Raw genomic sequence first — 836 nt, 5'->3', positions numbered from 1 at the left:
TCGGAAGCCGCTTTATCGTCAGGCGTACCGCTTACTGGAATGATATCTTGTGCTGGCTGAATATTAGACTTCTCGGCAACCGGCATAGCGTCACTAGAAGTTTGCGGCGTAAACTGCCATGCCGTCACAGCAATGGCACACACGCTGGCAGCGGCTGCAAAGAATTTAAAGAAGCCGTTATTGGCCGCTTCGCGATGAGTATATTTTTCCTGCTTGCCGGCAATCTCAGCTTGAGGCACTGTAAATGCTTTGCTTTGCATGCTTTCATCAGCCACCTTCGCCGCAGCGCCCTGACGGATACAGTCGCCGATAATGTGGTACTCATGCCAAGCGCGCAATGCTTCCTCGTCTGCCAATACGGCATCCAGCATCTCATCAGTCAATGCTTCACCGTCCATCAATGCGGACACATACTCCAATGCTTTATTTGTTTTGTCGTTCATTTTTATTACCACCTTTGATCTTCAGAAGTATCCAACAGCGGCCGCAAATCTTTTGCAATCAGTTCACGCGCTCTGAAAATACGCGAACGTACTGTACCTATCGGACAATCCACTACCCGAGCTATTTCTTCGTAAGACAAGCCGTCCATTTCCCTAAGCGTAATGGCTTGACGCATATCGTCTGGCAGTTGCGCAATGCTTGCTTCGACGGTCTGCAAGATTTCCCGATTCATCATCTCAGCTTCCGGCGTATGGTAATCCGCAATCTGATCGGTTAAATCAAGAACATCTCCCTCCTCATTGGCCGCTTCCGAGCTGACAAAAAACTGACGACCCGAAGTGGTCAGGAAATTCTTTGCCGTATTGATACCGATACGGTACAGCCATGTATAA

2 protein-coding genes are annotated in these 836 nt (G+C 48.9%); both read right to left on the bottom strand.

Annotated features, from left to right (window positions below; genetic code table 11):
* The coding region (locus ACTHUM_RS15830; protein ID WP_440403397.1) for a sigma-E factor negative regulatory protein at window positions 1-443 on the bottom strand (443 nt) is incomplete at its 3' end.
* A gap of 5 nt (window positions 444-448) precedes the next feature.
* Window positions 449-836 (bottom strand): sigma-70 family RNA polymerase sigma factor (locus ACTHUM_RS15825; protein ID WP_440403396.1); only part of this gene is annotated, 388 nt, incomplete at its 5' end.

Source organism: Neisseria sp. P0021.S006 (assembly GCF_051956895.1).
Note: the sequence above shows the minus strand (reverse complement) of the source record. Positions and strands in the feature narration are given on the sequence as shown.